Below are 584 nucleotides of genomic sequence, written 5' to 3'. Positions count from 1 at the left end.
CAAAGACGGACTCTACTTTGTTGGTATCGATGTGATTGGGGGCAAATTGGTTGAGGTTAATGTAATGTCACCAGGTGGAATCACGTATATGAACAAGGTGTACAAAACCAAAATTCAGTCGAAGGTTATCGATTTTGTAGAAAGTAAGGTCATTGATACTCTAGAAGCCTTTGACCGTAGGTCACGTTTAAGAAATGAGGTTGCCAATGCGTAAGCTTTCTATTAACGCCATAATTAAAAGCATTAAGTCCGAGGAATTTTTTGAAGCAGTTGCTGAAGATTACTCCTTTACTTTAAAAATTGAATCCTACGTTCCTTATGTCTGCGGTGCAGTTCATGATGGACATCAGTTCAGAAAGTCTTTATGGGATAATTGTAGGCACACCGAATACGAACGTTGGTATGAAGAAGACCCCTGTACGAAGCAGATGGTGCAGTCGCACCCAATCGTTATAGCGGGTTGTGATAGTCGGTTTGAATATGACTTGAACAGGGCACCAGAAACAGCGGTATATACAGATGCCTGGGGAAAGGAATTATGGAAATCTCCTTTAAAGGATAATGAAAAACAACATAGCCTTAAG

At 40.4% G+C, this 584-nt stretch carries 2 protein-coding genes; both read left to right on the top strand.

What is annotated here, in order from left to right; all coding sequences use genetic code 11:
• On the top strand, positions 1–214 hold a 214-nt coding region (locus ABD224_RS29345), incomplete at its 5' end, for an ATP-grasp domain-containing protein (protein WP_425581079.1).
• Positions 207–584 (top strand): hypothetical protein (locus ABD224_RS29340; protein WP_344055372.1); only part of this gene is annotated, 378 nt, incomplete at its 3' end. The genes ABD224_RS29345 and ABD224_RS29340, both read left to right, overlap by 8 nt.

The sequence above is a fragment of the Streptomyces thermoalcalitolerans genome, assembly GCF_039525155.1.
GTDB lineage: Bacteria > Actinomycetota > Actinomycetes > Streptomycetales > Streptomycetaceae > Streptomyces > Streptomyces thermovulgaris.
The sequence above is the reverse complement of the archived record's forward strand: the minus strand, read 5'-3'. Positions and strand labels throughout refer to the sequence as shown.